At 38.7% G+C, this 20,586-nt stretch carries 20 protein-coding genes and 1 riboswitch; of the genes, 8 read left to right on the top strand and 12 right to left on the bottom strand.

The window, feature by feature from the left end:
• Positions 1–27: 27 nt before the first annotated feature.
• Positions 28–276: a hypothetical protein gene (locus ACFQ4X_RS00535; RefSeq protein WP_379832637.1), complete on the bottom strand. Its 249-nt coding sequence runs from the start codon at positions 274–276 to the stop codon at positions 28–30.
• Positions 277–354: 78 nt separating this feature from the next.
• The gene (locus tag ACFQ4X_RS00530) at positions 355–546 is read right to left on the bottom strand and encodes an alpha/beta-type small acid-soluble spore protein (RefSeq protein ID WP_066286545.1); all 192 of its coding nucleotides are present in this window, start codon (positions 544–546) and stop codon (positions 355–357) included.
• 142 nt (positions 547–688) lie between these two features.
• Here ACFQ4X_RS00530 and ACFQ4X_RS00525 point away from each other — a divergent pair, with 142 nt between their 5' ends.
• Positions 689–1,024, top strand: a complete 336-nt coding sequence (locus ACFQ4X_RS00525; protein ID WP_379832636.1) for an ArsR/SmtB family transcription factor — start codon at positions 689–691, stop codon at positions 1,022–1,024.
• A gap of 262 nt (positions 1,025–1,286) precedes the next feature.
• On the opposite strand, the gene ACFQ4X_RS00520 is transcribed toward ACFQ4X_RS00525, so the two are convergent.
• Positions 1,287–2,804: an aldehyde dehydrogenase family protein gene (locus tag ACFQ4X_RS00520; protein ID WP_379832635.1), complete on the bottom strand. Its 1,518-nt coding sequence runs from the start codon at positions 2,802–2,804 to the stop codon at positions 1,287–1,289.
• Between the two features lie 144 nt (positions 2,805–2,948).
• Here ACFQ4X_RS00520 and ACFQ4X_RS00515 point away from each other — a divergent pair, with 144 nt between their 5' ends.
• The 4 genes from ACFQ4X_RS00515 (at position 2,949) to ACFQ4X_RS00500 (ending at position 6,090) form a co-directional block, all read left to right on the top strand.
• Positions 2,949–3,725 carry an SDR family NAD(P)-dependent oxidoreductase gene (locus tag ACFQ4X_RS00515; RefSeq protein WP_379832634.1) on the top strand — a complete coding sequence of 259 codons (777 nt, stop codon included), beginning with the start codon at positions 2,949–2,951 and terminating at the stop codon, positions 3,723–3,725.
• 195 nt (positions 3,726–3,920) lie between these two features.
• The gene (locus ACFQ4X_RS00510) at positions 3,921–5,159 is read left to right on the top strand and encodes a DUF2157 domain-containing protein (protein ID WP_379832633.1); all 1,239 of its coding nucleotides are present in this window, start codon (positions 3,921–3,923) and stop codon (positions 5,157–5,159) included.
• Positions 5,152–5,673: a GDYXXLXY domain-containing protein gene (locus tag ACFQ4X_RS00505; RefSeq protein ID WP_379832632.1), complete on the top strand. Its 522-nt coding sequence runs from the start codon at positions 5,152–5,154 to the stop codon at positions 5,671–5,673. The genes ACFQ4X_RS00510 and ACFQ4X_RS00505 overlap by 8 nt, the downstream gene beginning before the upstream one ends.
• A gap of 81 nt (positions 5,674–5,754) precedes the next feature.
• On the top strand, positions 5,755–6,090 hold the full coding sequence (locus tag ACFQ4X_RS00500; protein ID WP_379832631.1) for a hypothetical protein: 336 nt from the start codon (positions 5,755–5,757) through the stop codon (positions 6,088–6,090).
• Between the two features lie 48 nt (positions 6,091–6,138).
• On the opposite strand, the gene ACFQ4X_RS00495 is transcribed toward ACFQ4X_RS00500, so the two are convergent.
• Positions 6,139–7,458: a protoglobin domain-containing protein gene (locus ACFQ4X_RS00495; protein ID WP_379832630.1), complete on the bottom strand. Its 1,320-nt coding sequence runs from the start codon at positions 7,456–7,458 to the stop codon at positions 6,139–6,141.
• Positions 7,459–7,631: 173 nt separating this feature from the next.
• Here ACFQ4X_RS00495 and ACFQ4X_RS00490 point away from each other — a divergent pair, with 173 nt between their 5' ends.
• Positions 7,632–7,784, top strand: a complete 153-nt coding sequence (locus ACFQ4X_RS00490; protein WP_172827325.1) for a hypothetical protein — start codon at positions 7,632–7,634, stop codon at positions 7,782–7,784.
• Positions 7,785–8,009: 225 nt separating this feature from the next.
• Here ACFQ4X_RS00490 and ACFQ4X_RS00485 read toward each other — a convergent pair whose 3' ends face one another.
• The 8 genes from ACFQ4X_RS00485 to ACFQ4X_RS00450 all read right to left on the bottom strand — a co-directional run bounded on the left by ACFQ4X_RS00485 (position 8,010) and on the right by ACFQ4X_RS00450 (position 18,742).
• Positions 8,010–10,040: an ABC transporter ATP-binding protein gene (locus ACFQ4X_RS00485; protein WP_379832629.1), complete on the bottom strand. Its 2,031-nt coding sequence runs from the start codon at positions 10,038–10,040 to the stop codon at positions 8,010–8,012.
• A 2-nt stretch (positions 10,041–10,042) separates the two neighbouring features.
• On the bottom strand, positions 10,043–11,800 hold the full coding sequence (locus tag ACFQ4X_RS00480; RefSeq protein ID WP_379832628.1) for an ABC transporter ATP-binding protein: 1,758 nt from the start codon (positions 11,798–11,800) through the stop codon (positions 10,043–10,045).
• 741 nt (positions 11,801–12,541) lie between these two features.
• Positions 12,542–13,009: a 6,7-dimethyl-8-ribityllumazine synthase gene (gene ribH / locus ACFQ4X_RS00475; RefSeq protein ID WP_379832627.1), complete on the bottom strand. Its 468-nt coding sequence runs from the start codon at positions 13,007–13,009 to the stop codon at positions 12,542–12,544.
• Between the two features lie 17 nt (positions 13,010–13,026).
• Positions 13,027–14,220, bottom strand: a complete 1,194-nt coding sequence (locus ACFQ4X_RS00470) for a bifunctional 3,4-dihydroxy-2-butanone-4-phosphate synthase/GTP cyclohydrolase II (protein ID WP_379832626.1) — start codon at positions 14,218–14,220, stop codon at positions 13,027–13,029.
• 11 nt (positions 14,221–14,231) lie between these two features.
• Positions 14,232–14,882: a riboflavin synthase gene (gene ribE, locus ACFQ4X_RS00465; RefSeq protein WP_379832625.1), complete on the bottom strand. Its 651-nt coding sequence runs from the start codon at positions 14,880–14,882 to the stop codon at positions 14,232–14,234.
• Positions 14,883–15,169: 287 nt separating this feature from the next.
• A riboswitch (FMN riboswitch) is annotated at positions 15,170–15,324 on the bottom strand.
• A 55-nt stretch (positions 15,325–15,379) separates the two neighbouring features.
• The gene (locus tag ACFQ4X_RS00460) at positions 15,380–16,750 is read right to left on the bottom strand and encodes a TrkH family potassium uptake protein (protein WP_379832624.1); all 1,371 of its coding nucleotides are present in this window, start codon (positions 16,748–16,750) and stop codon (positions 15,380–15,382) included.
• Positions 16,751–16,851: 101 nt separating this feature from the next.
• Positions 16,852–17,922, bottom strand: coding sequence for a hypothetical protein (locus ACFQ4X_RS00455; RefSeq protein WP_379832623.1), 1,071 nt, complete (start codon positions 17,920–17,922; stop codon positions 16,852–16,854).
• 88 nt (positions 17,923–18,010) lie between these two features.
• Complete coding sequence (locus ACFQ4X_RS00450; protein ID WP_379832622.1) at positions 18,011–18,742, bottom strand: TIGR02206 family membrane protein; 732 nt, start codon at positions 18,740–18,742, stop codon at positions 18,011–18,013.
• Between the two features lie 129 nt (positions 18,743–18,871).
• On the opposite strand from ACFQ4X_RS00450, the gene ACFQ4X_RS00445 reads away from it, so the two are divergent.
• Both ACFQ4X_RS00445 and ACFQ4X_RS00440 read left to right on the top strand, forming a co-directional pair.
• Positions 18,872–19,492, top strand: a complete 621-nt coding sequence (locus tag ACFQ4X_RS00445; protein WP_379832621.1) for a YhbD family protein — start codon at positions 18,872–18,874, stop codon at positions 19,490–19,492.
• Between the two features lie 19 nt (positions 19,493–19,511).
• Entirely contained in the window at positions 19,512–20,297 is a 786-nt protein-coding gene (locus ACFQ4X_RS00440) for a polymer-forming cytoskeletal protein (protein ID WP_379832620.1), read from the top strand.
• Positions 20,298–20,586: the final 289 nt, after the last annotated feature.

The following is a 20,586-nucleotide window of genomic DNA, read 5'->3' as shown; positions in this document are numbered from 1 at the left end:
TCCTTTAAGGAAGGATATGAAGGCTGCTTATTGCCATTCTCCAATAAAGAAAAGAACTTCCTGATGGCAGGCATCACAATAAAAGACATGCGGACATTGGCTGTCTTTAAAATCCGCTGGATAGCCATCCTCCAATTTTAGTTCATCCACTTCCATATATGGACTGTAATCATCAAAAAAATCACTTACTCTTCCCTGATCTTGGACAGCTCTTCCACACTCAGGACAGCGGACATTTATCGTTTGAAAGTTATTGCATATTGGACACATTGCCATAAATATAACTCCTTTACGTACATCCTTCATAAAAAGGAGTGGAATACTCCACCCCTTTACAGCCATGTTTTTATAGAGTTAGCGAGAACCGCCTAATTGTTGTTGTGCCATTGCTACTAAACGTTTCGTCATTTCCCCGCCGACTGAACCGTTAGCACGTGCAGTTGTATCTGGTCCAAGTGTAACACCGAACTCAGATGCAATCTCATACTTCATTTGATCGATAGCCTGTTGTGCACCAGGTACCACTAACTTGTTGCGTCTTGCCATTTGTTTCACCCCCTTGTTCATATTGTGTATACTTCACAAATTCTATATTCGCGGCTCTGCCTGGCAATTTATAGTGTTCTTCCCACACAAAAAGGATTTTTTTCATTATTTGTTTTAATGGTTTATACTGAGCTATAGGAAGTTGAAACGAAACGAAGTTGGTGAAATTATGTCTAATGAACATGCTGTTGATATGTTCCGTAAAACAATTCCTTTATTTCAAGCACTTGGCGATCCCGTCAGGCAAGATCTTGTTTTACTTTTAGCTGAAGCAGAAAAAATGAACGTAACAGATATAGCAAACCAATCTCCCATGTCACGTCCGACTGTTTCCCATCATCTAAAAATTTTAAGGGAAGCTGGAATCGTTGGAACAGAAAAACGGGGAAAAGAAATCTTTTACTTTTTAACGCTGGATCAAACAGTAGTGCAGCTTAAACAACTGATTAACATCATTGAACAAGATTGTATTTTATAAAAAAGCTTTTTTCGTATTCTTTGTTGCTCTTGTAAGTGGTTGATTTCCGCTCCAGGATGCTCGCTTTCCGCTGGGCGTGCGGTGAGCCTCCTCGCGCTTTGCGCGTTCAGGAGTCTCACCTGACCGCTCGTCCCGCAGGAGTCTCGCACCTTGCACTCCAATCAACCAGTCAAAGAAGAAAGGTAACGAGTTCTTCAATAGCAAAAACCTTTTAGAAAAGAGCCTATAAAAAAAAGCGGTCCAGCTCTATGCTGAATCGCTTTTATTTTTTAAGCAGCTGTTTATAGAATGAACGTAACAGCTCAGCCTTTTGTTTGTTATTTGAAAAATAAGCCTGTATGAGGGTTCGTACTTTTTTATATTTATTCTGATAAGGATACCAGTTAATCTCTTTTTGCTTAATGCCAGGATCTTTCATAACAGACATTTGACGGCTGAATGTATATAGTCCTTCATCACCATGATATCTCCCAGTGCCACTGCTTTTGACACCCCCAAACGGCAGATGAGGATTTGCGACGGAAACAAGAACATCATTAATAACGGCATTACCTGTAATAAGTTTTGATGTAACGCGGTTCGCTTTTCCACTATCTTTCGTCCAGACACTTGCATTTAAGCCGAATTCCGTACTATTCGCTTTTTGAATAGCTTCTTCCTCTGTTGTAAATGCAATGACAGGCATTACAGGACCAAACGTTTCTTCCCTGACAACCTTCATATCTTCTGTGATATTTGTTAAAATCATCGGCTCAATATACATGCTTTCCCCCCACTTATCGGGGTGTTTGCCAGTCAGCAATAATGCTCCTTTTTCAATGGCATCCAGCACATGATCTTTTATGATCTCTTTTTGATTCTGAAAAGTTAAAGAACCAACGTCTTCACCCATTTTCAGTTTTTTCGTTTCCTCCACAAGACGGTCTATAAATTCTCCATGAACCGAGCTTTGAACGTACACACGCTCCACTGACATACATACTTGGCCAGCGTTCGTAAAGGAGCCCCATATCGCACCATGAACAGCCCTCTTTAAAGGGGCATCTTCAAATACAATCATCGGATCCTTTCCGCCAAGCTCCAGCGTGTACGGAATAAACCTCTTGCTTGCTTCTATCCCGATTTTTCGTCCCGTTTCAACAGATCCTGTAAAAAAAATACTGTCCGGTGTTCCAGAAACGAGTTTTTGACCGAGCTCTTTGCCGCCGTGCGCAACTTGCAGCAGGTTTTTTGGCAGATTAATTTCCCTTGCGATTTTTTCTATTAATAAACCAATAGTAGGTGTCACTTCAGAAGGTTTTAAAATCACTGAATTACCAGCAATTAATGCTGATATAACAGGTGTCATGGAAAGCTGAAACGGATAATTCCATGGAGAGATGATTAAAACCGTTCCTAAAGGAAAATAATCCACATAAGAAGACTTCCCTACAAAAAGAAGCGGTGTTGATACCCTTTTGCGCTTTAATATTTTTGGTGCGCGCTTTTCATAGTGCTGCAGAATATCAATGACAGGCATAAGATCTGCAGTCAAAGCTTCTGTCTTTACTTTCCCTGTTGCTGAACATATTTCTTCAACGATTTCATCCATATGATCCAGAAGATACTGCTTCATTTTCGTTATAAAAGAAAGCCTGGTTTCCAAAGAACGGCTGGACCAAAATTTGAATGCTGACGATGCTTTCTCATACATTTCTGGAACTTGCTGAATATCCGTTTCAAGCCATTGATCAATCGTTTCTCCTGTAGCAGGATGTTTTGCAATCAATACGTTTTTCATGTTGCGCACCTCCTTTTATCAAAATATTCATACATCTTTCATCATACCTTTTTTTTGCACTTATTGTTTATTTATTTTTTTATATGTGATAATATGTCGATATACTTAAACATATAAACATAAAATAAAAGGAGTTAAACCTTTATGAATAAAACAGTTTTAATTACCGGCGCTTCAAGCGGAATCGGTTTAGAGTTTGCATCACTTTTTGCCAAAGATGGTTACCATCTCGTGCTTAATGCTAGAAACGAATCAAGACTTAAAGAGATCGCAAGTGAATTAACAGCCAAGTATGGGGTAAAAGTTACAGTTGCTGCAAAAGATTTAAGTATTCCCGAAAGTGCAGATGAATTAGCATCTGAACTTGCCTCAGCTGGAATTGAAGTCGATGTGCTCATTAATAATGCTGGTTTTGCAGCATATGGACCTTTTAATGAGACATCTTGGAAAGAAGAAAAAGATATGATTCAAGTAAACATTATGGCTTTAACAGCCTTAACAAAACAGCTGCTTCCCGGAATGATCAAACGGAATTCCGGCAAAATCTTAAATGTTGCTTCAACTGCTGCGTTTCAGCCTGGGCCATTAATGGCTGTTTATTATGCAACTAAAGCATATGTACTTTCATTTTCTGAAGCTGTTAATTACGAACTAAGAGATACTAATGTCAGCGTAACGGCTCTTTGTCCAGGAGCTACAGCAACAAACTTCGAAAAAAGAGCAAGTCTTGAGTCATCAAGACTATTTCAATCAGGAGCTATGAACGCCAGTGATGTTGCTCTAGAGGGATATAAAGCTTTGATGGAAAATAAATCACTAACTATTCCTGGTTTTAAAAATAAAGCTTTAGCTAACTTGGTTCGCTTCCTGCCTCGAAAGTCCGTATTAAAAATTGTTCATTATGTTCAAGATAAAAAGTAATCATTCGATAGGAACAGCCTGCTTTCAGGCTGTTCCTAAACTTTTATATCGACAATAAATAGTTCGAATTGAATCTTAATTTTATTTCTTGATAGCTAAATTGAGGTAGTGTAATATTACACTTATAGAGAATTTTTAAATTGTTAATCTGAATCCAGAAATGCTTACATATACTTGTGGTGAGGTGGGGATAAGATGAACCAAAAATGGATGAGACACGAAGGCCAAAAATGGGTTGAAGAAAAAATTATTACGTCTGACCAGCTTGATTTAATCGTTGCCCGTTATCCAGATTCAAAAGAAATGAAAAAATCCACTGGAATTCTACCTGTTCTAGCAAGCATATTAATCGCAATCGGTATTTTATCGTTTATTGCATCAAACTGGGGTGACATCCCTCCCCTAGCAAGGCTTGGTCTTTTAATTATAATCATGATCAGTTTCTATCTAGCTGGTGATAAATATCTTAAAAAAGGAAATGAATCTCTCGGAACATCGCTCAATCTCCTTGGCATTGTGACCTTCGGAGCAAGTATTATTTTGTTAGGTCAAACTTTTCACCTAACTGCCACAGATGCAAGGCTTTTTGTGTTCTGGAGCCTGCCCGCCGTATTCTATTTATTTAGAGACAGACACAAACTGTATTTCTTTCTTTTAGCTGTATTAACAATAGGCGGACAGTTCTACAGTATGGGGGAATTTGATAACTTTAGTTATGTTCTTTTCGCTATCTTTTTGATTAGTATTGGAGGTTTTGTTTACTTATACCCAAGAACATTGGAAACATGGCTTTTTACAATCGGATTAAGTGTTCAAGCATTCTTGTTAGTTATTATTGAAGATCTAAACCTGCTCTGGTTCTTCCTGTTCGGGTTTGCATTATATACAGCTGGCATGTGGATAAATAAATCGTTATTTAAACAATCGTTTAAGCTGATGGGGTCTTTAATCGGATTTGCTTATGCATACGGTTTGTATTTCACTCTCACAAATGAATTTTTATCAGATTTCGAATTCCCGAATCCTGCTTTTTATCTGCCAGCCTTGATCGTAATTTTTGCCTTAGCAATTCTCGGAAAAAGAAAAGAAAGCCTGCATCTGCCTTCATGGGAATTAATCATCTTCGTTCCCTATTTTTATTTAGCGAAAGTAGCAGATCCGCTGCTGACTGGTCTTTTATATCTAGTTGTTATGTTTGCATACTCTGGTTTCATGCTGGCAGAGGGGTACAGGAACGAAAATCGCTCACAAATTAATTTTGGAATCGTCCTTTTCTTGCTTGTATGTTTAATGGGGTACTTTAACCTCGCATGGGCCTTCATGCCGAAATCAGTGTTTTTCTTAATCGGCGGTATTCTATTATTTATGCTTAATGGTTTCCTTCAGCGCAAGAAAAAGGGAATTCTTAAAAATGGAGGGCCGCATCATGAATAGAAAAAGAGGATGGATCATAGCGGCTATACTTCAAGTTTTATTTTTACTATTTATCGCTGGCAGCTACTACAGCATCGATTATTTTGGCAAAGAGATCAAAATAAAAACCGTTCCCGTAGATCCAAGAGATATATTATACGGTGATTATGTCACTCTTCGTTTTGATATCAGTACTGTTCCTGTTTCTAAATGGAAAGGGGAAACACACTTATTAGCAAGCAGACAGCGTACCGCATTTGTTGTGCTAGAAGAAAATAAAGAGGGTTATTATGAAGTTCAAAGTGTTTATCCTGATAAACCTGAAGTAAAAGATCATCAGGTTCTATTAAAAGGTCAAGCCGAAAGAATATGGGGAGACACATCCGAACAGATGCAGATCAATTATGGAATAGAACGGTATTATGTCGAGGAAAATACCGGGAAAACTTTAGAACAGCAAGCAAGCGACATGGTTGTTACAGTAAGAGTCGCACCTTGGGGAACACATAAGATTACAGATATAAAGCCTCGTTGATTCAAAGCCTCTTTTAAAAGGGGCTTTTTTCTTCGGTTTAAGATTGCGGATTACGGGAAAATTGATAATGAGGTGAAAACAATGTCTGATACTAAAATAATTGAACTTAAAGATGTAATTAACGGCTGGGCTGGAAATCAAATTTCAATACGCAAGGAAGAAACAGGAGATATTGATCAAATAAGGATTTCCCTTCAGAAGGCAACATTCGAACAACGAGATGCAGAAGATGAATATCTAGGAGACCACATATTGTTTTTACACGGAACAGCTTATGCAGCTGAAGAAGGCAGTCAAGTAGAACTTCCTGCAATAACTTACGAAATCCCAATTGACGGAATAACGGACATAAGACTTGATCCAGATATCGTTTCGTTTGAAACAAGCAGAGCTCAATATGTAGTAAATAAAAATTAGGGCTGTCCCAAAAGTAAGGTAAACTTACTTTTGGCAGCCCCTCTTTTTTTAGTCTTGCATGCTTCTTGTTATATCTGAAAGTGAGTCAGCAGAAATAGCGATTTGTCCTACTGCATGGCTGAGTTCTTCTATTACTTCTGCCATTACTTCAACTTCATTTTCAAGTTTCCCGCTTCTCTCCGTGCTTTCATCCATTTTTGATAAAATCGCATTAAAGAAATCCGTTATCTCCGTAGCTTCAGAAACACTGTCATTAATGAAGTGATGGATGCTCGCTACAGATTCCGAGACAGCCTCAATCCTTTTATGAGTATTTTTCACAAGATCGGATACACCAGACACTGAAGTTTTAGTCTGATCAGCTAATTTCCTGACTTCATGAGCAACAACCGAGAACCCTTTACCTGCTTCTCCAGCTCTCGCCGCTTCAATTGCTGCATTCAGTGAAAGAAGGTTTGTTTGTTCAGCAATAGCTGTTACAATATCAACCACATCATTGATTTTAACGGTTGCCTGTTCAAGGTTTACAAGCTCTGCAGAAATCTGTTCAGATTGCTCTTTTACTTTATTGATCATCTGCTGGTGCTCTTCGAGTTTGTTTTTACCTGCTAGTGAATTTTTTGAAACTTCTTCCGCTGATTCAGCTGTATCCTTTGCGAAAACAACAACTTCATCTGCTTTAGATGTTAGTTCTTGCAGCGCAGCACTTGTTTCCTCTGAGATGCTTGCCAGCTCTTCTACTGAATTGCCCACAGATTGGGTGATCTGCTGTTTCTGTTCCTCGTGACGAGCTCTTTCTTTAATCTGTTCAAATTCAAAAGCTTCTAAAACAATCTGCTGTTCGAAATTCAAGATTTTCGTTACTACTTTTACTGCTCGCTGATATTCAATTTTACTCTCAATGTTCTTATCTAAAATTGAAAGAATAGACAGCAGCATATCTTGAAACGAACAAATATACCATTTAGGCTGTAATCCTATTTTAAAGTGAATGTGGGCAATTACTCTTCTTTGGTCTACATAACTCTCATCAATGACACCATCAAACATTTCTTGAATATGTTTGATCAGTGTAACTTTTAAACGGTTGACTGAACTGTGTTTTTGAATAATTTGCAGTAGACCTGGAACGTGCTCAATATTTTTATAAAACTGATCCACAATTCCCTCAATGTTCTCTGAAATTAAGGGCTTTAGCGACTTGATAACAGCCAGATCTTCCAGTGTAAGAGAAATCATGTTTAATTGCTTCTGCCACTCACTGTCTAACGGTACGTTAATTTTCACTTCATTAATAAAATCATTAGATAAATTCAGTACAGGATTTTTTTCAGCTTTTTTAGTTAAGATGCTCAAGATCGAAGCCATAGTCTTTTCCTTCTTCCTTTATAATCACTTATTTAATCTAATCCAAAATTTAGCGAATCGATGTGACTTTTATCACATTTTGTCACTCCTATGTTTTATCGACAACAAAAAGGGTATCTTCAAGTAAGCAAAAATAACTATTATTAAAAATAATGAAACGAGGAGTGGTTCACATGTGGAAAAAAAGATGGGCAGCCGGTACTTTGGCAGCGATGTTAACATTAGGTGGATTAACTGCTTGCGGTGATGGCGTCGACCAGGATAACGGTGTAGATGACGGCGAACAAAACGATGAAATGGATGAAAAGAATAAAGAAGAAAATTAACACAAGAAAAAGAGCTGGCTCAACCTCGGTTGAATCAGCTCTTTTTTGTATTTTACGGTACGTGTTCTTTTATTTATTACACGTTCGCTCAAGAATGGCTGTTTACGCTCAGAATACGGCTAGCTACGCTCAAACTGCTCGAGCTACGCTCAAAATCCATCCCGTTTCGCTCAAAATCACCTTATCTGCGCTCAAAAACATCTATTTACCATATCTACAGAGCAATTAAGCTGTTTTTTCAGCACGTTTTTCTGTCTTTCCTTGCTGAAGCTGATACATCTGGAAGTATCGTCCTTTTTGCTCCATCAGCTCATCATGATTTCCGCGTTCCACGATTACACCGCGGTCGAGAACGAGGATCTGGTCTGCACTCTTAATCGTTGAAAGACGGTGGGCAATAATGAACGTAGTTCTTCCCCGCTTCAATACATCAAGTGCTTCCTGAATGACAGCTTCTGTTTCAGTATCAATACTTGCTGTTGCTTCATCCAGTATTAAAATCGCCGGATTATATGCAAGTGCTCTAGCAAACGAGATCAGCTGGCGCTGTCCTGAAGAGAGCGTACTTCCTTTTTCAATAACCGGTTCATCCAGTCCTTTTGGCAGGTTATTAATAAAAGGCATTGCCCCTACATCCGTTAATGATTTTTCTACTTGTTCCCTCGTAATCTCCGGATTATCAAGGCTAACGTTAGATGCGATCGTTCCTGTGAACAAGAAAGGATCTTGAAGAACAATCCCCATATGCTGACGCATTTCTTGTTTTGACAGTTCCATGATGTCCTTGCCGTCAATCATAATTTTGCCCTGCTTAATGTCATAAAAACGGAAAAGCAAGTTCATGATTGAACTCTTTCCAGAACCGGTATGACCAACAAGTGCTACTGTTTCACCTTGATTTGCTTCAAAGTTAATATTTTTCAGCACAGGTTCTCCATCCACATAGCTGAACGTAACGTCCTTGAATGCTACATTTCCTTTATAGCGATCGATTTCATTCTCCGTAACCGTCTGACCTGGTTCATCCATTAATACAAAAACTCTCTCAGCGGAAACAAGTGCCTGTTCCAGTTGTGCAAGCTGATTCACCATCCCTGTTACAGGGTGGAACATTCGGTTCAAATAATCAACAAACGCATATAGAACACCGATCGAAATGGCTGAACCTACTCCTAGCGCCTGACCTCCAAAGTGCCAGATAAAGGCCATGAATGCAAGGTTCTTCAGGAATAATACTAGATTGTGTCCTGTCATTGCATTCAGACTTAACAGTTTGTTTTGAAACGTGAAGTATTCTTTATTCATTGTCTCAAACTCTTCCGTTGTTTCCTTCTGTCTCTTAAATGCCTGAATGATGGTCATACCGTTTATTGATTCGTTAATCATTCCGTTAATGTCACTCAGTGTTGAACGGATTTTATGATTATACTTTGATGCAAACTTGCGGTAAATCTTAATCCAAACTACCAGTATCGGTACGAGAATCAAACAGATCGTTGCAAGTTTAACATCAAGCAAGAACAATGCTGTGAAAATACCTGTCAGATAAATGATTCCCGTAAAGAAGTTTGCAAGTACGTTTATAAACAGCTCTTTTATCGCTTCAGTATCGTTTGTTATGCGAGAAACGATTTTACCTGCAGGCTGATTATCAAAATATGTGATCGCTACCCGCTGTACGTGAGCAAATACGTCCTGACGAATTTTTTTGATAACCAAGTTTGATGATCGCTGCAGCATATAGCGCTGACCATACTGAAAGAATGCTGCGAATAAAAGCAATCCTAAATAGATCATCATAAGTTTCATGATTCCTGCGATTTCAGGTTCATAGAATGAGAATGATTCACCGATACTCAGCTTATCCGCTGGGTAAGTTTCAGACTTTCCTTTATAAGAAATCGTCACTTCTCCGTTTTTTGCTGATCGTTCACCGGTAATTGAAACAGGCTGATCAATTACAAAATAATCACGTTTCACCTGTACAACACGTATTTCTTTTCCTTTATTTTCTCCCTGATCAAAATGATCACTTCGTTTATACCAGTTTCCATCGTACTTCACTGCCGCTTTTTCTTCTTCACTCACCTGATACCATGGTTTTTCAATACCAAGGATATGGTCGTCAATCATTGTTTTAGCAATAAATGGTCCAGTCAGTTCAGCTGCTATTGCAACAGTCAGCATTAGCAATCCTAGAATGAAGTTCTTTTTATATTGAAGTGCGTATTGAAACAGGCGCTTTCCGACGTTCATGGCTACACCGCCTTATTATCATTTAAGTTTTGTTCGATTTGCTGGCGTTCATGCTGCTCTTTATACCAGCCATCTCTTGCAATCAAATCCTCGTGTCTGCCTTCATCCACAATCATTCCGTCATCAATGACGATGATCCAGTCTGCGTGTTCAACTGCAGATAATCTGTGCGTCGTAATAAATGTTGTTTTACCCGCACGTTCTTTACGAATATTTCCGATGATAGCCGTCTCTGTTTTCGCATCCACTGCAGAAAGCGCATCATCGAGAATTAATATTTCAGGATCAACACATAACGCACGGGCGATAGAAACACGCTGTTTCTGTCCGCCTGATAACGCTACACCTTTTTCTCCAACAAGGGTATTTAAGCCTTCTGGGAGATACTCAACATCATTTTTAAATGATGCCATTTCCATAACGTGGTTAAGCTTATCTGTATCAGCTAAACTATTACCGAACAAGATATTTTCCTGAACGGTTTTAGAAAATAGAATCGCATCCTGCGGTACATACCCGATCCAGCCTTGAAGATCCTCTAAGGCGATATCTTCAATGTCAACACCAGTGAAGCTGATTCTCCCTTCACCAACAGGGTACTCTCTCAGTAATTGCTTCAGCAATGTTGTCTTACCGCTTCCGGTACGCCCCACAATTCCGAGTGTTTCACCTTTCTTAACCGTAACATTGATATCTTTTAAGTTATCAGACTCTGATGAAGGATATCGGAACGTGACATCCTCAAATATAATCGTTCCCGGATCTGATAAAGGAACAAGATCCTCACCATCTTTAACATCTGCTTCGTACGCAAGCGTTTCATTTACTCGATCAAGTGAAGCACTTCCGCGTTCCATAACATTGATTAATTCACCAACTGCAATCATCGGCCAGATAAGCATACCTAGATAGACGTTGAAGGTAACAAGTTCTCCAAGAGTAATCGTATTATGAAAAACCATGTATGCTCCATAACCTAATCCGATCAAATAGCTCATCCCTACAAGAATCTTAATCGTTGGTTCAAAAAGAGCATCAATCCTCGAAACTGCAAGGTTCTTTTCAAAAACATCTTCCGTTACTTTATTGAAACGTTCTACATCCGCTTCTTCCTGTACATAAGCACGGATAACACGGACTCCTTGAATACTTTCCAAAACCGAATCGTTCATTTCACCAAATGCATCCTGTGCAACCGTAAAACGCTGATGCACTTTTTTACCGTACTTCTTAATAATGAAGGCAATGACTGGCAGCGGTATAAGAGCTGCAAACGTCAATTTCCAGCTGATCATAAAACCCATTACAAACAAGATCGTAAGCATGAAAAGACTCGAATCAACGAGTGTTAAAATACCGAATCCTGCAGTCATTGAGATGGCTTTTAAATCGTTTGTCGCACGTGCCATCAAATCTCCTGTTCTATTTTTCTCAAAAAATGTAGGAGTCATTTTTAATAAGTGACGCATGAATCTTGAACGCATCGTCCGTTCTATAATAAAAGCGCCTCCAAAAAGCTGGTACATCCAGATGTACATCGTTATATACATCGATACGAGTACTGCTACAAAAATTCCAAGAGTTTTCATCATATCTTCTCTCGTGATCGTACCCATATGAATGGAATCTATTGTATTTCCTATTAGTTTAGGAGGAATAATCTCAATAATTCCAACACCGGTTAACAGAACAACCGCCACCGTATACCTTATCCAATGCCTCTTAAAAAACCAGGCTAATTTCCCTAAAACCGAAAACATATCGTTCTCTCCTCTCTATCTCGCTGTCTTCTATTAAACAATTGTTTAATAGAGCTACCCAAAAAGTGTATGATCCTTGCGTTCTAGCCACACCATTAACACTCCATTTTCCATTTCCTTTACCTCCAGATTTTTTAAAAGACTGTTCTTTGCTGCTTTATGAAAGTGGTTGATTTCCGTTCCAGGATGCTCGCTCTCCAATCAACTTGCCAATGAAGAGAATTAAAGAAATGAACCAAAGCAACAATCTTTTAGAGAAGAGCCTTTTTATATATTGCATAAGAAGAGCAGCCTCTTCGTGCAAATGAAAAGAAAAAAGCATACCACTCGAAGGCGATATGCTTTAAAAAATCATAAAAAAACACACGTCACGACTGGAGTGACCTGCGTAATGAATATGTATAGAGATCAGACAAAACTAAGTGAAAGGAATCCTAATACAACTCTTCCGGCAGGCCATGATATGAAATTGTAGAGTCTTTGCCCATTGCAACACAGACCGTTAATTGAGTAACAATCATTTCTTTCACCATGACACAACCATCCTTTCCATAATTTTGTAGTTTGTAACTTTGGTAATCTTAACACTATTCTAATAACTATGTCAATTCATTTTAGATATGCTAAATAAAATAATTTACTTGTTACTATATGTTCTGAAATTTAAAAATGTGTGTCCAATTTTATAATTATGAATACAAATAAACCCGCCACAATGTGACGGGTAATCTGTAAATATTTTTATGAAAACTGGCGAGTTAAGTTTGCCATCTCAATTGCAGAAACCGCAGCTTCCCAACCCTTGTTTCCTGCTTTTGTTCCAGCCCTTTCAATAGCCTGTTCGATAGAATCTACTGTTAATACACCGAAAATGACAGGGACACCGCTCGTCATTGATGCTTGCGCTACACCTTTAGCAGCTTCGTTGCACACATAATCAAAGTGAGGAGTCGATCCGCGAATGACAGCTCCTAACGTAATAATGGCATCATAGTTTCCGCTGTCCGCCATCTTTTTCGCGATTAATGGAATTTCAAATGCTCCTGGAACCCAGGCGATATCCACATCTTCTTCTGAAACCCCGTGTCTTTTGAAAGCGTCCTGTGCGCCAGAAACTAATTTATCTGAAATAAAATCATTAAAACGTCCTGCAACGATTCCTACTTTTAACCCTGATCCAACTAAATGTCCTTCAAATAATTTTGCCATTTTTGGTTCCTCCTGTTTTAGAAATGAAGCATATGCCCCAATTTGCTTTTCTTTGTTTTCAAATAGTCTTCATTGCTTTCATTGTGTGGCATCTGAAGCGCGACTCGCTCGGTAACTTCAAGGTCATAGCCTTTGAGACCTGCAATTTTTCTCGGATTATTCGTTAGAAGTTTCATTTTATTAATGCCTAAATCTTTTAAGATTTGCGCTCCTATTCCGTAATCACGCAAATCTGGTGCAAACCCAAGCTGTTCGTTCGCTTCAACTGTATCAAGACCTTCTTCTTGCAGTTTGTAAGCTTTCATTTTGTTAATGAGCCCGATGCCTCTTCCCTCTTGTCTCATATACAATAAGACTCCACGGCCTTCTTTCTCGATCTGTGAAAGTGCTGCATGGAGCTGCGGTCCGCAGTCACAGCGGTTTGAACCAAAAACATCTCCAGTCAGACATTCAGAGTGAACCCGCACCAGTACAGGCTCACCGTCGCTTATATCACCTTTTACAAGTGCCACGTGTTCTTTGTTATCCAATACATTAGAAAAGCCGGCCGCTTTAAAATCACCATACTCTGTTGGAAGGTTGATTTCGACTTCTCTTTTCACCATTTGCTCTGTTTTGTTTCGGTATGTGATCAGATCTTTTATCGTAATCAGCTTCATATTGTGCTGTTTCGCTAATTCTACAAGTTCAGGAACACGTGCCATCGTCCCGTCTTCTTTCATAATTTCACAGATAACGCCCGCAGATTTGCTTCCCGCCATTTTTGCCAGGTCGATAGCAGCTTCAGTATGACCCGCTCTTCTTAGTACTCCGCCTTTTTTACCGATTAAAGGAAAAATATGACCAGGACGTTTGAAATCGGATGGAACCGAGTCCTCATTCACCAGCTCACGAACAGTGGCTGCTCTTTCTTGTGCTGAGATTCCAGTTGTAGTTGATACATGATCCACACTAATCGTAAAAGCCGTGCCATGTGAATCTGTATTCGCTGCAACCATTGGCGATAAATCAAGCTTAACTGCAATTTCTTCTGAGATCGGTGTACATACTAACCCTCTGCCATGTGTAACCATAAAATTGATGGATTCAGCTGTTATCCCTTCTGCCAGGGCAACAAAATCCCCTTCATTTTCCCGATCTTCATCATCAACTACAATAACAATTTTCCCTGATTTTAGATCTTCAACAGCTTCCTCTATGGTGTGGAACATTGACTCTCCTCCTAAAATCCGTGCTCTTGTAAGTAATCAAGAGACAGCTTCGACTTTTGTTTAGTTTCTTCTTTTTCTGGAGACAGCATTCTGGATACGTATTTCGCAAGCATATCGCATTCGATGTTCACAAGATCTCCAGTGGTTTTCTTTCCTAAAATAGTATGATCCGCGGTATGAGGAATGAGGGAAACCGTAATTGTATTCTTCGTTGTATCAAAAACAGTAAGACTCGTTCCATCAACGCATACGGATCCTTTTAACATAAAGTACCTCATCAAATGATCAGGAAGAGAAATGGTATAGTAGATTGCATTCTTTTCTGGACGTTTCTCCGTGATTTCTCCGGTTCCATCTACATGACCTGAAACAAAATGGCCGCCAAACCGCCCCCCGGCAGCCATTGCCCGTTCTAAATTAACATGGTCACGATTGTTCAAAAGTTTCAAAGTTGAAGACCTGAACGTTTCAGGCATAACATCTACTGTGAATTGATGAGAGTTATATGATGTCACGGTAAGACATACCCCGTTGACCGCAATACTGTCACCAAGGTTTACATCCTGCAGGACTTTTTCAGCAGATATGGTGATTACGATTGTTTCATTTCCTTTGTTAATAGACTTAATCGTACCTAGTTCTTCAATGATTCCTGTAAACAAACACTCTACCTCCCTTGCTCGTTATTTTTCAATGTTTGCTGATCGTAAATGTGCATGAATCTGGGAGTTTTCATGTAATGAAAACTTGGCTGACGCCATGCCTTTTGACGTTAGCCTTAGTTGAGCTTGTTGCTGCGTCGAAACACAGCGTGCTGACAAGTTATACTTTCTGATAGTGTAAAAAAATACCCCGAGAACTCAATCGTTCCCGGGGTTGTTGTTAAAAGGCTATAACCAAATAAACCTTTAAAATCACTGTTTTATTAAACAAGTGTTTAAAAGCATTCACGTTCCTTCTCCCATCCAGACTATACTGTCGGCTTCGGACTTACACCGAATCCACCGTTTTTGCTTATTACCAAAACCGGGTCACGGACTAAGAGGCAATTCAACCGCCTCATCACCGCCGGTCGGGACTTTCACCCAAACCCCGAAGGACACTATTTACTTAAGTTCATTATAAGTAAACAATAGACTGAATTCAAACGTGATTGCTTTTACTGGCCAATTATTAATTTTTCTTTTGGATAATGGATGTGTTCAGTTGCTACTTTGCCTCGGATGATAAATAGGAAAGAAAGCATTCCTATTCTTCCAAGAAACATTAATATCATTAAAATTACTTTGCCGGTAGAGCTTAATGTTCCAGTTATGCCAACGGATAGACCCGTTGTTCCGAACGCTGAACACACTTCAAAGAACAAATACTCTATCGGCATAGGATCTGTGATTGACAGAATAATGGTTGAAGTTGTACACAGTACCATTGCAACGATAATAACGATAAATGATTTTTGTATATCTTCGGGGTAGATTTCCCGATTAAAGATTTTGATTGTATTTCGTCCTTTGGCATAAAAGAAAATCGCTAAAGCAGCTACCGCAAATGTTGTAGTTCGAATACCTCCGCCAACACTGCTCGGGGAGGCTCCAATAAACATCATTACTCCTAAAAAGAGCAAAGTCGGAACGGTAAACTCAGATACATCCATTGTAGATAATCCGCCACTTCGTGTCGTAACAGACTGAAACATCGAATAGAAAAACGTTTCATGCCATGATTTACCTTCAAAAAAAGCATTCATCTCCAACAGATATATTCCCAATGCACCCGTTACTACTAGTAAAGCAAACGTAATTGTTGTTACTTTTGTAAAAAGAGTAAAGGTATATCGCTCCAAATACTTTCTTTCTTTTATAAAGTTATTGATCTCTACTAATACAGGAAAACCAATCGCTCCTGATGTAATTAAAAACATGGTCACGATCTGAACGAGGTAATCGTGACGAAACGGAATCAGTGAGCTTCCCGTAATATCAAATCCGGCATTTGTTGTAGCCGTAACCGAGGCAAAGAAAGCGTGGTACAGAATATCCAGTTCAGTGTCATAATAAGGCTGGAAAAGAATAAAGAAAAGCACAGTCCCCACAATTTCTATTCCTATGATCAAGGTTAAGATTTGTTTCATAAGCTGAACGAGACCCGCTAGAGTAGACTGATTTTGATCGGTCATAATCAGCTGCCGTTCTCTCATACCGATCCTTTTACCAATCAGCAGCCAAATAGCAGTTCCGAGCGTCATTACACCAATTCCGCCTATTTGTACAACGATAGCTAGCAAGATAACTCCCGTATGGTTAAATGTTTCAGAAATATTCACTGAAGAGAGCCCTGTAACACTCACAGCACTTACAGCTGTAAATAATGTATCAATAAAAGAAAGCTTTACTCCCTCTTTATGTCCAACTGGCAAACTTAATAGAATCGTAGCCGCAATAACGGACAATAAATAAAAGATTACGATAAGCTGAACAGAAGTTAAGAAATTCTTTTTTTGTTGTGTAGTTGCAGTATTGTTTTTAAACATAGTCTATTTCACCTGTCGAGGGAATTTTTCTATAACCTTATGAAATAGTAACAATAGCATTTCCATTTAACAAGGTGAAATCGAACATTTGTTAAAATATTTCAATCGGTTTCGTTTTCAGAAGTCATTCTCTTTTCTATTATGTTCATTAAAGATGAGGGTTCATCCACTTTTATTACCACTCTAGTAACTTTCTTTTTAAATCCATAAATGAGATCTGTCACTACAGGTTCCTTTAAAAGAATTTCGATTGATGGCTTTTCCGGAATAAAATCACTCACGAGTGCTTCGAAAGTGTATTTCTTTGCTGAAGCGGATATCGTATCCGGTCCTTCATATTTTTTTAGTTCCTTTATGGCAGTATAAGGAAGTGACATTCCCTTAAAGAAGCCGATATTCATGATGATAGAATCTTCCGTTGTGATTAAGGGGGTTTTCTTAACGGCCTGCATCTGACCAAAAAGGAAAAGTATTGAATAGGCATTGAGCAAGAGCAATACTAGAGAAAGCGTATGGTCGATCTTGCTTAAAAGATAGTGAAGTCCAACTGATTCAATAATAAGTGCATGAATCAGCATCAGATTAAGAGCGACAAAGCTTGTTTTTTTATGAAAAGTAAAAACCTCACTGGTCGTCAAAGCTGGTTTTCTCCAGGAGAACAGAGCATAGTAAAGCATCGTAATCTCACTGACGACAGCATCGAGCATACGGCTTTCGGAAAAGTGTGAGTAAAACGCTTGTTTAATTTTAATCAGAAATGGAAGTTCAACCGGGAGCTTTCTGTAAGATGCTTTTACTTTAGGAAACTTCCTTATAACTTTAATTAACAAATACAGTTCAATTGAAACGAATCCCGCTTCTAATAGGAGTAAAGCTTTTGGGATCATGGATACATTCTCTAATAATGAATCTGGAATAATAAATGTCGCCAGCCCATAGCTTGCGATGGCTGTAAGGACAGTGAGATTCCAAGAATATCTTTTACGAATAATAAAGTAGTATACAAGAATCGGGATAACTAGAAGAAAATCAAACATGGAGCCTGCTACTACTAGATTTGGCACCGGCTGAAAGAATGGTGTCATGTACAAAACCATATTGCTCCCAATTACTAATAAACATAGAGCGAGAAACGGCACCCATTTAATTGGCTTAATAACAGCTTGGTTCATAAAATATCCCTCCTCAATTCTATTATACAATAAATACCAATTAATTCTTTTCATTCCAATTACTGTCACAAAACATACAAAAAGACCACTACGCACCAATCGGCGAGTGATCTTTATTAATGGAATTAGATGGCTTCTCTATAACAGGGATAAAGACAATCAAGCACATGAAAAATGCAATCAGTTCTAATCCAATGATGTACCAAGGGTGAGGACCCAGTAAATCCATTATTGAAGCATTGCCTGGCTTACTCATAAGAAACATATAATTCGTATTCAGCAAAAAATTAATTACATAGACACATGCTGCATAGAGATTGAGCCATAGAAACGACTTAAAAAATCTGCCCCACGATATTCTAAATGACTTTACGATTGCATAATACATAGCTGTCCAAACTATTAAACCATGTGCGAAAAAATATTGAATAAAACGAAAGTGCCATGCATGCTGATACAGCTCAGGAGTGAGCAATCCTTGTAAGGCACCTGTAAAACCAAACAAATACACAAAAGCAAAAAGCTTCTTATTATCTGTTAACAGCAAGATCATGCATAAAAGAATATTTAAACTGCATAGCTGAAGCGGCAGATACAATTTCACTGTCCATATCTCGTTATATAGTGCCCAGCACTGATAACCCGCTTCCGATAAAGCGAGACTGATCAAAAGGACATATTTTATCGAATGCATTTCTTTTATGCGAAACCGAAAGAGGTACATCATTATTACGATAAGAACGATAACTAGCAGGGTGAAGATATGTTCACCGCCGAACATAACAAACCCTGACTCCCCTTCACTAAACCACTGCTTCATACACTCACCCCTCAACGCCATTACTTATTGATATTCACAACCGTTAGATCATTTCCTTTAATAAAATGGAAAAAATAATTGCATAACGTAACAGTGTTATGTTACATTAGTTTCAGAAGGAGGTTGAGCATGGAAAATTTAATCTCAAAGAAAGATCTTCTTGAAGCTGCAAACATTTCTTATGGCCAGTTATATCGCTGGAAACGAAAAAATCTAATCCCTGAAAACTGGTTTATACGCAAATCAACCTTTACAGGCCAAGAGACTTTCTTTCCAAAAGAAGATATCCTGCAGCGAATTGAAAAAATTAAGAATTTAAAAGATGATTTGTCGCTAGATGAACTTGCTGATATGTTCTCTCCATCCCCTACTATTACTTCCTTATCAGCAGAAGAATTAACAAAACGTAACATTGTTTCTTGCACCGCTTTAGAAATGTATAACAACCACAATGGCAGCACTTCCACTTTCTCCTTTGATCAATTATTAACCTTATACTTACTAGATACCCTGCTTCAAACTGGAGAAATGAACCGCTCAGAAGGAATGGAACTTCTTCACATCATTCAGCACCATTCGAACGAAATAAAAGGCAAGGAAAGCGAACTTATTTTTATTCGAAAAATGGGTGTATCTTTATTTATCCTCACACCTGAACCAGCTAAGCTGTTCGTAGAATCTCAAACAAAAATTATCGCCCATTACAAACTGAATCAATGCATTGAAGAGTTAAAATTAAAGATTTCGTAAACGTTGAGGAGGAATAGATATGGAAAGAACAAAACAAAGAAACATAAGCATTTCAGGTTCAGGAACAGCTGCTGGCGGTGAATATGATCAAGTGAAAGTTAATGGGTCAGCACATATAAACAGTGATATTCAGTGCGAAGTTTTCAAATGCAACGGAAGCGCTCATATAGAAGGAAATATAAAAACTGTCACTGCCAAGGTCAATGGATCTTCACATATTGAAGGAAACATGGAAGCTGAAGAAATGACCATCAATGGAAGCACTGATATTGACGGAAATTTAACTTGCAGCGAAGTTAAGATACAAGGCTCATCTAATATTAAAGGTGATCTGAAAGGAAAAGAAATCATCGTCAGAGGATCTGCTTCAATAAAAGGAAACGTTTCAGGTGATGAGGTAGATGTAAAAGGACAAGTAAAAATTGGCGGAGACTGTGAGGCAGAATCCTTTAATGCCCGCGGTAATTTTAAAATAAATGGTCTCCTAAATGCCGGAAACATCGACATTGAACTCCTTCGCCTTTGTGAAGCAAAAGAAATCGGCGGTGAAAATATCATCGTAAAAAAGAACATTGATTCTTCCGGTTTCAAAAAACTCATAAAATTTTTTATTGGTCAGCAAACAGATCAACTTACTGCAGATGTTATCGAAGGTGATCATGTATCCCTTGAATACACACATGCAAAAGTAGTTAGGGGCAATACGATAGAGATTGGCCCGGGATGTGTTATTGATCGCATCGAATATAAACAAAGCCTTGAGCTGGACGAAAACGCTAAGGTAGGCACACAAGAAAAAATCTAAAACCACAAAAGCTGCCTCATACAGGTCTATTAAACACTTGTTTTAGGCAGCTTTCTCTTTTTCTCTTAGTCTTTTTTCTAATAGATTGTTGTTTTTAAATTGTTTTTTGAAGACCCTTCTTTGACAAGTTGATTGGAGCGGAAGGTGCGTGCCAACTACCTGAGTACACTTCTCAAGGCATGCGACGAGGAAGCCCTTTCGATAGGGTTTCTAGCGACGCAGGAGCACACATGCATTAAGAGCGTCCACTTGCTTACATACCGAGGGAGGCTCACCGCACGCCCCGCGG

Source organism: Fictibacillus halophilus, from assembly GCF_042680145.1.
Lineage (GTDB): Bacteria > Bacillota > Bacilli > Bacillales > Fictibacillaceae > Fictibacillus > Fictibacillus halophilus_A.
This window is presented reverse-complemented; position numbering and strand designations above follow the sequence as displayed.

Excerpts from the sequence above, each read along its gene's own strand:
- ACFQ4X_RS00535 (WP_379832637.1), bottom strand. The coding sequence starts at position 276 with ATGGCAATGTGTCCAATATGCAATAACTTTCAAACGATAAATGTCCGC.
- ACFQ4X_RS00530 (WP_066286545.1), bottom strand. The coding sequence starts at position 546 with ATGGCAAGACGCAACAAGTTAGTGGTACCTGGTGCACAACAGGCTATC.
- ACFQ4X_RS00520 (WP_379832635.1), bottom strand. The coding sequence starts at position 2,804 with ATGAAAAACGTATTGATTGCAAAACATCCTGCTACAGGAGAAACGATT.
- ACFQ4X_RS00515 (WP_379832634.1), top strand. The coding sequence starts at position 2,949 with ATGAATAAAACAGTTTTAATTACCGGCGCTTCAAGCGGAATCGGTTTA.
- ACFQ4X_RS00510 (WP_379832633.1), top strand. The coding sequence starts at position 3,921 with ATGAACCAAAAATGGATGAGACACGAAGGCCAAAAATGGGTTGAAGAA.
- ACFQ4X_RS00505 (WP_379832632.1), top strand. The coding sequence starts at position 5,152 with ATGAATAGAAAAAGAGGATGGATCATAGCGGCTATACTTCAAGTTTTA.
- ACFQ4X_RS00500 (WP_379832631.1), top strand. The coding sequence starts at position 5,755 with ATGTCTGATACTAAAATAATTGAACTTAAAGATGTAATTAACGGCTGG.
- ACFQ4X_RS00495 (WP_379832630.1), bottom strand. The coding sequence starts at position 7,458 with ATGGCTTCGATCTTGAGCATCTTAACTAAAAAAGCTGAAAAAAATCCT.
- ACFQ4X_RS00490 (WP_172827325.1), top strand. The coding sequence starts at position 7,632 with ATGTGGAAAAAAAGATGGGCAGCCGGTACTTTGGCAGCGATGTTAACA.
- ACFQ4X_RS00485 (WP_379832629.1), bottom strand. The coding sequence starts at position 10,040 with ATGAACGTCGGAAAGCGCCTGTTTCAATACGCACTTCAATATAAAAAG.
- ACFQ4X_RS00480 (WP_379832628.1), bottom strand. The coding sequence starts at position 11,800 with ATGTTTTCGGTTTTAGGGAAATTAGCCTGGTTTTTTAAGAGGCATTGG.
- ribH (WP_379832627.1), bottom strand. The coding sequence starts at position 13,009 with ATGGCAAAATTATTTGAAGGACATTTAGTTGGATCAGGGTTAAAAGTA.
- ACFQ4X_RS00470 (WP_379832626.1), bottom strand. The coding sequence starts at position 14,220 with ATGTTCCACACCATAGAGGAAGCTGTTGAAGATCTAAAATCAGGGAAA.
- ACFQ4X_RS00460 (WP_379832624.1), bottom strand. The coding sequence starts at position 16,750 with ATGTTTAAAAACAATACTGCAACTACACAACAAAAAAAGAATTTCTTA.
- ACFQ4X_RS00455 (WP_379832623.1), bottom strand. The coding sequence starts at position 17,922 with ATGAACCAAGCTGTTATTAAGCCAATTAAATGGGTGCCGTTTCTCGCT.
- ACFQ4X_RS00450 (WP_379832622.1), bottom strand. The coding sequence starts at position 18,742 with ATGAAGCAGTGGTTTAGTGAAGGGGAGTCAGGGTTTGTTATGTTCGGC.
- ACFQ4X_RS00445 (WP_379832621.1), top strand. The coding sequence starts at position 18,872 with ATGGAAAATTTAATCTCAAAGAAAGATCTTCTTGAAGCTGCAAACATT.
- ACFQ4X_RS00440 (WP_379832620.1), top strand. The coding sequence starts at position 19,512 with ATGGAAAGAACAAAACAAAGAAACATAAGCATTTCAGGTTCAGGAACA.